This is a genomic window from Candidatus Omnitrophota bacterium (genome assembly GCA_040755155.1).
Taxonomy (GTDB): domain Bacteria; phylum Hinthialibacterota; class Hinthialibacteria; order Hinthialibacterales; family Hinthialibacteraceae; genus JBFMBP01.
In genome coordinates this window covers 77,266-86,002 of sequence record JBFMBP010000157.1, presented here as the reverse complement: position 1 = coordinate 86,002, position 8,737 = coordinate 77,266, and the positions used below count along the sequence as shown (strand labels likewise).

The window sequence follows — 8,737 nt, the reverse complement described above, 5'->3', positions numbered from 1 at the left end:
ATTAGACAAAAATCGGGGTTGGTGTAAATAACCTAGTAAAAATATCCATCAAGATACGAACAAACTCCCCCAACAGTCCAATTAATTAGGGCTTATAAATCCTTGAAGATTGGGAGAGGTTAGGTGAAGGTTGATAATATTGAACTTGATCCCTCACCCTAATCCTCTCCCAAAGGGCGAGGGAAAAAGAATTGTGTAAAATGAGATTGTTATCCGGTTCCTGCGCGGAATCAATCGGGAATGAAGAAGGAGTAGATTCAGCATGAAGGCGAGAGGATTTACGCTTATCGAATTGCTTATCGTCGTGGCGATTATCGGGATTCTGGCCGCCATTGCCGTACCGAATTTTCTCAACGCCCAAATCCGCGCCAAAATCGCACGCACCATGTCCGATATTCGCACCATAACCAATGCCACAGAGATGCTGCATCTTGACAAAAATTTATGGTTGATTGACGGCAACGATTGCGATGGTACTCCTCAATGCTGCCAGGACGGCGGTTTTTTCGGGAAAACGTCAGAACAAGCCGGCATAAAGATGGTAGCCGGGCAGGGGAATATGCGTTTCAACGGTCAAATTTATAAGCCTTTGACAACGCCAATTTCTTATCTCAGTTCCATTCCCATCGATCCCTTCGCCAAAGGATTGTTTTATTCGTACGAAGACTATGATTGCTCCAATAAGGATGGCGGATGGGGATTGCTAGACGCTGTCGGTCCCGACGGCGACAGCGGCGATTGGCACCGCAGCTTAGGACCTACGGCTTACAGCGCCACGAACGGAGTGGCGAGCGATGGGGATATCTGGTACATTTGGGAATTCCGCAAAGGCGGCGGATCGCAATATTTCGAACAATACTACAAAGCCGGTTGGAGTTCGAACTAGAGCGTCTCAGAATTTTTTACCATTCCGCAAACGAGCCGTCCTCCAGCGTAAATCGCGGCGTTTCCCAATCTCCAGCGAATATTTTTTCCTGAATGGCTTCGTCGTCCAACTCAATGCTCAGACCGGGTTTTTCCGGGACGCGGATATAGCCGTTTTCCACGATGAATGGCTGCTTGAGATAGCCTTCTCCCAATGAAAGATGTTCTTGGATCAAATGGTTAGGCGTAGCGGCGGCTAGTTGCAAACAAGCCGCTAACGCGATCGGTCCCAGCGGGCAATGGGGCGCTACGGAGATATTGCGCGCTTCGGCTTGAGCGGCGATGCGGCGCACCTCGGCAATGCCGCCCGCGTGAGAAAGATCGGGCTGGATGATGGCGACGGCCTGCCGTTCGATCAGTTCGTTAAACTGCCAGCGAGTGAAGAGCCGTTCTCCGGCGGCGATGGGGATTACGGTGCTATCGGCGATGCTCTTCAGAGCATCCACATCGCCGGGCAAAACCGGTTCTTCGAGAAACATGGGATCGAATGGCTCCAGCAGCCTCGCCAATCGCCGGGCGACGGCGGGGGTGGCGCGTCCGTGAAAATCCAAACCAATATCAACATGTCTCGGCGCCGCCTCTCGAACTTGCTTGACGTTCTGGACTACGCGATCGAGAAGAGCGGGCGTTTCGATCATTTGCATTCCGGGAACGGGAACAAGTTTGTAGGCGGTGAAGACGCCGTCCTTCACGCCTCGCTTGAAATTCTCGATATAGTCGCCGGTCTCTTCGCCTCCGATCCAGCCGTACATTCGGATTTTGTCGCGCACTTTACCGCCCAAGAGTTGCCAAACGGGGACGTTGAGATGCTTGCCCAAAATATCCCATAGCGCTTGTTCCACGCCCGACAGGGCGCTGGAAAGCACGGGACCGCCCCGATAAAAAGTCCCGCGATAGATCGTCTGCCAATGCTTCTCGATTTGGCGAGGATCCTGGCCGATCAGGTAGCGCCCGATCTCATGCACCGCCGTTTCCACGGTTTGAGAACGGCCTTCAAGCGTCGGTTCGCCCAATCCTACAATGCCCGCATCTGTCTGAATTTTCAAAATCAGCCAACGCGGCTTGACGTGCAGCGTTTCCATCTTAACGATTTTCATAGATGACTCCATCGGGAGGGATTAAATCCTCTTGCGAGAAATGACGATATACTATCGGTTTTTTTCTGTAAAGCAGGGGAGGGGAAGGGGGGAATTAATCGTCATCGCCATAAACGTCATCGTGGTGACGGAAGGAATGAAATACTATAGCCTTTTCTTCGTCATCGATTTCGAAAATCAAGACGAAAGAGCCAAGATGCGTTCTTCTTCGATTATTTAATGGGTATCGCAAAGGTTTATAATGATATGGATTTTTACTTATTTCCGATATTTTACTTTTTAGTCGTTCCATCAATTCGAAATGTTTTTTGAACTTTTTAAGGTCTCTTTTAAAACAAGGCGTAAAAAATATATTGAAATTAATCATCTTCAATAATTCCCTTGAAAAAAGCCTCAAGTTCTTCTTCGTTTCGACACAGTGTCCCCTTTCCTTCTTTATATTCGGCGGAACTCCGTTCGATCGCCTCGATGATTTCCTCGGTCAATTTTCCTTCAGGATAATCTTCATCGTCATCGTTGGCGTTGTCCTGAGATCGAATAACGATGGTATAGAATTGGTCTGGATCGGTGGTGATTTTCTCCCGCCACGAAGCGGGGATTTCGCTTCCCTTAATATTAGATAGGATTTGCGGCCCCATGATCGCCTCCTTTGCTTACTTTGATGAATTCTTCGTCGCTAATCGGCTTCGTTATAAACATCATCGTGATGTCGGAAGGAAATAAATTCTATTATCTTTTCTTCTTCGTCGATTTTGAAAATCAGGACAAATGAGCCGATGTGAATTCGGCGTTTATTCTTCAATGAATATCGCAAAGGCTTAAAACGATAGGGATCGCAGAGGATTTCATTGATTTTGTTTTTCAAGCGCTTTAACAGATCGGAAGACTTTTTCAACTTTTTTATGTCTCTTAAGCATTCTTGTGTGAATTGGCTTTTATATCTCATCATTTTCTATTTTTTCGAAAAGACGGTCCAAATCTTCCTTGGTTTTGCATTCGATATATCTTCCCGCCTTGATATCTTCTTCCCCGCGCCGAATCGCCTCGATGATTTCCTCCGTCAATTCTCCTTCGGGATAATCTTCATCGTCATAGAGATCGTCGTCCTGGGATCGAATGACGATAGTATAAAATTGTTCGGGATCGGCGTCGATTTTCTCCCGCCACGATGCGGGAATTTCGCTTCCTTTGATGTTGGATAGAATTTGCGGAGCCATGTTCGCCTCCTTCGCTGATTTGCACTGCCGTTTTTGTTATTATAATCGAAAAAGAACGATCGAATGATAGAGAAAAAGATATTCCTCAAACTTATAACGATATGAACGACAATCCATTTTCCCAACGCATGGCCATTGTTAAGGAAGGCTTGCCTTCACTTTGGAACGCCATCAAAGAACAAGCGCTGAATAGTCATGACGATGCCGCTGTCAGTCTTGAAGCCGAGGAAATTGTCCAGAAAATCGAACAATACTGGACGGAAGAATGCCATTTGGCGATAGCCAAGGGAATCGGCGATGGCGCCTGGCTGGAATTGTTTTCAAAACGGTTGCTGGCCCAAGCGAACAATTCGCAAGGACTCATGATAATCGAACCGAATTCCTATCGCTTTCTGCGGACGTTGGAACGGCGAGAAATCGACGCGGCGCTGGCGTCGGGCTTCGTCTTATGGTGCGTAGGGCAGGATTGGGAACGGCAATGGAACGATTTGAACGCCGAACGGCGCCTGGCTGGCGGCTCCAATCTTATCGCCTTTCCCGTCTATCGCCATTTGCCGCCGGAAGAACTCGGCGTTTATGCTCGAATCGACGATTTTCTTCACGAGACCGTCCCTCTTCATCAAAAGCGATTTCAATCCATCTACGCCAACGCTCAAAAATATTACCAGCATCCACATTTACCGATTCGGCGAATATGGATGCCAATCTACGAGCAAGACCACGCCACGGCGTTCGTCATGAATGGGCTGGCGGATGGATTGCGGAGCTGCGGCGCGCAAGTGAAGACGTGCCGCATTCCTGTCGGCCAATATCGAGGTGCATCGGCGGAGGCGTGGAGTTTTTTAGGCAGTCAACCTGATGCAGCGATTACGACCAATCGGACATTCCGTTCTCTTTACGGCGCTTTTGGGGAAGGCTTGGCGGCGCCGACGGTATTATGGTTTACGGATGCGCCGGTTTTTGGTTCGGGCGATCAAGCGATTTCATCAAGGGATATTGTATGCTGTTTCGATCCCTATTATATTCCCGATCTTTCCGCCCGCCTTGGGGTTCCTGTGGAGCCGCTATTGACGGCGGCGAATTTGCTTGAGCCTGCAATGGCGGATCCCGCGTTAGCCTGCGGCGTCAGCGTCATCGCGTCGGTTTTGTCCATCGAGAAAACACTCGCTCCTTTGGCGCAGGAAGACCGCCGTTACGTTCGCGAGACGGCGGAAGCGAAGGCGGACAACCGTTTTCTCGATCTGGAGCGCATGATCGCAGAAACGCCCCCGCCGGGACCGCTGCAAAAAAACGCTATCTCTGAAGTAGCTTTTCTGGTTTATAAAGTCGCCAACGCTTTATACCGCCGAAAAGCGGCGGGAAAATTGACATCATTCGATCTTGGACTTTGGGGAAGCAGCGGTCCCTGGCTGGAAGGCGAACGGGACAATTCGCCGCTGCGACGCGCCTGCCGGGGCTTTATCCGCGATTATCGCCAATTGGCCGCCGTCTACCGCTCCAGCCGGATTCACGTTTCGATCCATAGCCTGAACGCCATCAGCGGACTCAATATGCACGTATGGAATGCTCCCGTCCAGGAAACTTTTCTCCTAACGGAAGCGCTGCCTGGCATTAAAGACCTCTTCCGAATCGGGGAAGAAATCGCATGTTTCGAAACAGCGGACGATCTGCCCAACGTTGTAGAACGTTGGCTCGGCGACGAAGCGGGACGGCGGGAAGTGGCAAAGGCGGGCAGAGAGCGCGTCCTGCGCGAACATACTTTTGCCCTTCGCGCCAAGCAGTTATTGCGAATTATGGAATCGCGCTTATCACTGATGGAGCATTCGAAGGAATCCGCTTCCTAAAAGGAAAATGGATTATGACGTCAAGATAAATCAATCCACTCCAATTCCTTTAGAGCATTTCGCAAACGAATCATCTCGCCATCCAACGAATCCCATGCGCTTTGCATTTTTTCTTTCTGGCCGTTGCGGCCTATGAGTTCTAATTGAAGAGCCGATTCTCTCGCCGCATGAGCGCCGAAAAAACTGACGATGCCTTTTAAACTGTGAGCCGCTTCTCTCAATCCTTCAAAATCCGTTTCATTGATCGCTTTCCGGATTTTCTCCATAATATCTTTCGAATTTTCGATAAACATTGCCGCCAATTCGCGCACTTGCTCCAGATCCCCATCTACTTGTTCCAATACGGATTCTTTGTTTATGACGCAAGACGGTTCGGCTAGGCCGCGAGCAACCGGACAAGCGGCGCTGGTTTGGGCATCGGCGCCTATCCCCGGCGCGCGGGAAGTCCAAAGAATAATTTTATCCATTAAATCATTGGCTGTGATCGGCTTAAGAATATAATCGTCCATACCCGCTTCCAAACATTTCTCAATATCTTTCTTGCTAGCAGCGCCGGTAATAGCGATGATGGGAATATGCCGATTCGTCTCTTTTTCTATAGAGCGGATTCTACTCGAGGCTTCCAATCCGTCCATTTCCGGCATATGGACATCCATGAGAATCACGTTGAACACTTCCGTTTGATAAAGCCGAACCGCTTCCGCGCCATTGGGCGCCGTTAAGGATTGGCATCCAAGTTTATCCAAAATGCGCGCGGTAACTTTTTGACTGAAAGAGCTGTCTTCCGCTAGAAGTATGCGCAGCGCAAGCGCCGGCGCCTGGCAGACCTCCGGCGCAACAGAAGTTAAACGGCGGATTTTGTCCATGACGTCCTTGGCTTTGATCGGCTTGGGAAGGTAATCGTCCATTCCCGCTTCCAAGCATTTCTCCATGTCCCCTTTGAGAGCGGCGGCGGTAATGGCGATGATGGGAACATGCCGATTCGTCTCTTTTTCGATGGAGCGGATTCGCCTCGCGGCTTCCAATCCATCCATCTCCGGCATGTGAACATCCATAAGAATGGCGTCGAATGTTTCCGTTCGATAAAGCTGAACCGCTTCTAAGCCATTATTCGCAACAAACGATTGGCATCCATTTTTTTCCAATAAGCGCACAGCTAATTTTTGATTGAAAGGATTGTCTTCTGCAAGAAGGATTCGCAGCGAGAGCGGCGCCGCAGGAAAAGGAACCGCCTCATCGAGAACTTCCTTTTCCCATCCTAACGCTTGCTGGAGGCATTCCATCAGAGCGCTGGAAGTTATGGGTTTTCTGAGCAGATAGATATTTTTCATGTCTTGGGGATGGTTTTCCAGCAATAATTCTCCCCATAGCGTCATCATTAAGATTTTAACGCTGGCATATACCGGCCGATTTCGGAGCGCATCCACAAGATCGAATCCATTGGCGTTGGGCATTTCCGAGTCGAGGAGAATCAGGTTGATTGAACTTCCTTGTCGATGAGCCAATTCCATGATCTGGAGGGCTTCTTTTTCGCTCTCCGCCACATAAGGCTTCATTTCCCAACTTGATAGAATTTCACTTAAAATTTTTTGATTCGTCCGGTTATCGTCGATAATCAAAACGGGGATATTGCGAAAGGACTCGTAGGAATTCGCTGGCTTGGAATGAACATTTTTCGGTTCGTATTCTAAAGGAATTGTGAAATGAAAGAGGCTGCCCGGTCCGCCTTTTGAATGCCAGTTTTCACCGGGAGCTGGACTTTCCACCCATATTCGCCCTTTCATCATTTCGATTAATTTGGAAGAGATAGCCAAGCCAAGTCCCGCGCCGCCGTATTTTCGCGTCGTGGAGACATCCGCCTGGTGGAATTCTTTGAAGATAATGTCCTGTTTTTCCAAGGGAATGCCGATTCCCGTATCCCGGATTCGAAAGTGCAGAACGCTCCGTCCATCCGATTCGATTTCCCGATCCACTTTGACGAATACTTCGCCCTCTTCCGTGAATTTGACGGCGTTGCCCGTCAGATTCACGACAATCTGCCTCAACCGAGCGGAATCCCCCATCAGGAAATCGGGAATGGTTGGATCGATCTGAAGCAATAGTTCCAGTTTTTTCCGATGGGCATGTATGGCGACGGCTTGCAACGCTTCGCCGAGCGAGACTCGAATATCGAATTCTTGAGGAGAAATGTCGAGCTTTCCCGCTTCGATTTTAGAAAAATCGATGATGTCATTGAGCAGCGTAAGGAGAGAAGCCGACGATTCTTTGATGATCGTTACGTACTCTCGCTGTTCCTCGCTGAGAAGTGTATCCAACGCCAGATCGCTCATGCCGATAATCGCGTTCATCGGCGTGCGGATTTCATGGCTCATGTTGGCGAGAAAGCGGCTTTTCGCCTGGTTCGCCAGTTCGGCGGCTTCCTTGGCTTTTTTTAGTTCCCTCTCGCTTTCCCTGAGAGCGGCTTCCGCTTTGAGCCGTTCGCATATATCGTCTTTCAACTTCTTGTTTATATCGAGAATTTCTTTGGTTCGTTCTTGTACTTTGATTTCCAAAGATTTATTTAATAACTTAATTTCTTTTTCGTTACGCCATTTATGGGACAAGGCGAGGCTTAGCTGGATAATTTCGTCGTATTGGAAAGGTTTGCGCAGATAAATCAATTTGTCGGGCGAAGCGATTCTTTGGGTAATTTCTCGCAGGCTGATTTTGGAAAAACCGGTAACGATCGCTATTTCGACGTTGGGATCGATCCGCCGGATATTTTCCGCCGTCCACAAGCCGTCTGGTCCTGGAGGCATGTGCATATCCAGATAGACGATGGAATACGGCCGTTCTTCCACCATCGAATGTTCGACGGCTTGGACGGCTTCGTCGCCTTGCCGGCAAAGAGTCAACTCGAATGCGCCCTTTTGCTCGTTCTCGATTTCAACGGGGTGAGTATAGCTTGTTTTTACTCCATCCAATAAACCGCTGGATTTGAATATGTTCGAATAAATATCCAGAATGCTTTTTTCGTCGTCTACGACAAGAATGCGAAATGGCGAGCTTTGATTGGTCATTCGGTGCGGCTCCTCTTGAGTTGCTGGGGGGATAATACAATTACTCGTAAACTTTATGTTCTTAAACCCAATAATTCGTTCATGATCGAACGAAATTGCGTTGGCGTATACGGCTTCGTTATATAGCGCGTAGCGCCGCCCAACATCGCCGATTTTATGCTTTCTTTTTCGCTTTCGTCCGTACAGAAAACAATAGGAGCGTTAATTCCTTGCGTTCGTAGGATTTTCAAAACCTCAAGTCCATTCATGGACGGCATGTGCCAATCCAATAGAATCAAGTCGTATCGAATGCGATTCGCCGCTTCGATAGCTTCGTTACCGTTTTCGGCCTCATCGATATCCATGATCCCCATTTTGTTGAAATTATTGATATGGATTTTGCGAATAACCGCATAGTCGTCTACGACAAGAATTTTCATAGTACGTTATCCTAAAATCATGGAATTTTTTTAGTCTACTAGATTTTGTCTCATAATCCATCCACTCCAAAGAGGAATAAATCGCAATAATCCGGATTCAATTGGAAAAGATATGGGAGGAGTAATAAGCTTATCCGAAAAACAAATTCTACGAGCCTGAATTAGCCCCTTTCTCTG

At 48.5% G+C, this 8,737-nt stretch carries 9 protein-coding genes; 2 read left to right on the top strand and 7 right to left on the bottom strand.

Translation table 11 applies throughout. The features are described from left to right. Window positions 1–262 precede the first annotated feature (262 nt). Window positions 263–886, top strand: a complete 624-nt coding sequence (locus tag AB1656_25175) for a prepilin-type N-terminal cleavage/methylation domain-containing protein (GenBank protein MEW6238691.1) — start codon at window positions 263–265, stop codon at window positions 884–886. 16 nt (window positions 887–902) lie between these two features. On the opposite strand, the gene dgoD is transcribed toward AB1656_25175, so the two are convergent. The 5 genes from dgoD to AB1656_25150 form a co-directional block, all read right to left on the bottom strand. Then, window positions 903–2,021 (bottom strand): galactonate dehydratase, encoded by a 1,119-nt coding sequence (gene dgoD, locus AB1656_25170; GenBank protein MEW6238690.1) that lies wholly within the window; start codon window positions 2,019–2,021, stop codon window positions 903–905. Between the two features lie 94 nt (window positions 2,022–2,115). Further along, window positions 2,116–2,313, bottom strand: a complete 198-nt coding sequence (locus AB1656_25165; GenBank protein MEW6238689.1) for a type II toxin-antitoxin system RelE/ParE family toxin — start codon at window positions 2,311–2,313, stop codon at window positions 2,116–2,118. 67 nt (window positions 2,314–2,380) lie between these two features. Continuing rightward, window positions 2,381–2,659: a hypothetical protein gene (locus tag AB1656_25160; GenBank protein MEW6238688.1), complete on the bottom strand. Its 279-nt coding sequence runs from the start codon at window positions 2,657–2,659 to the stop codon at window positions 2,381–2,383. Between the two features lie 38 nt (window positions 2,660–2,697). Continuing rightward, window positions 2,698–2,967, bottom strand: coding sequence for a type II toxin-antitoxin system RelE/ParE family toxin (locus tag AB1656_25155; GenBank protein ID MEW6238687.1), 270 nt, complete (start codon window positions 2,965–2,967; stop codon window positions 2,698–2,700). Next, on the bottom strand, window positions 2,957–3,238 hold the full coding sequence (locus AB1656_25150) for a hypothetical protein (protein MEW6238686.1): 282 nt from the start codon (window positions 3,236–3,238) through the stop codon (window positions 2,957–2,959). Before AB1656_25150 ends, AB1656_25155 begins: the two co-directional genes overlap by 11 nt. Window positions 3,239–3,339: 101 nt before the next feature. Between AB1656_25150 and AB1656_25145 the strand changes: the two genes are divergently transcribed. Continuing rightward, complete coding sequence (locus tag AB1656_25145) at window positions 3,340–5,082, top strand: glycosyltransferase (GenBank protein ID MEW6238685.1); 1,743 nt, start codon at window positions 3,340–3,342, stop codon at window positions 5,080–5,082. Between the two features lie 20 nt (window positions 5,083–5,102). Here the strand turns inward: AB1656_25145 and AB1656_25140 are convergent, their stop codons facing one another. Then, window positions 5,103–8,141, bottom strand: coding sequence for a response regulator (locus AB1656_25140; protein ID MEW6238684.1), 3,039 nt, complete (start codon window positions 8,139–8,141; stop codon window positions 5,103–5,105). A 53-nt stretch (window positions 8,142–8,194) separates the two neighbouring features. Further along, window positions 8,195–8,560, bottom strand: a complete 366-nt coding sequence (locus AB1656_25135) for a response regulator (protein ID MEW6238683.1) — start codon at window positions 8,558–8,560, stop codon at window positions 8,195–8,197. Between the last annotated feature and the right edge of the window lie 177 nt (window positions 8,561–8,737).

Coding starts and splice junctions, on each gene's coding strand:
- dgoD (MEW6238690.1), bottom strand. CDS start 2,021: ATGAAAATCGTTAAGATGGAAACGCTGCACGTCAAGCCGCGTTGGCTG.
- AB1656_25160 (MEW6238688.1), bottom strand. CDS start 2,659: ATGGGGCCGCAAATCCTATCTAATATTAAGGGAAGCGAAATCCCCGCT.
- AB1656_25155 (MEW6238687.1), bottom strand. CDS start 2,967: ATGAGATATAAAAGCCAATTCACACAAGAATGCTTAAGAGACATAAAA.
- AB1656_25140 (MEW6238684.1), bottom strand. CDS start 8,141: ATGACCAATCAAAGCTCGCCATTTCGCATTCTTGTCGTAGACGACGAA.
- AB1656_25175 (MEW6238691.1), top strand. CDS start 263: ATGAAGGCGAGAGGATTTACGCTTATCGAATTGCTTATCGTCGTGGCG.
- AB1656_25150 (MEW6238686.1), bottom strand. CDS start 3,238: ATGGCTCCGCAAATTCTATCCAACATCAAAGGAAGCGAAATTCCCGCA.
- AB1656_25135 (MEW6238683.1), bottom strand. CDS start 8,560: ATGAAAATTCTTGTCGTAGACGACTATGCGGTTATTCGCAAAATCCAT.
- AB1656_25165 (MEW6238689.1), bottom strand. CDS start 2,313: ATGGAACGACTAAAAAGTAAAATATCGGAAATAAGTAAAAATCCATAT.
- AB1656_25145 (MEW6238685.1), top strand. CDS start 3,340: ATGAACGACAATCCATTTTCCCAACGCATGGCCATTGTTAAGGAAGGC.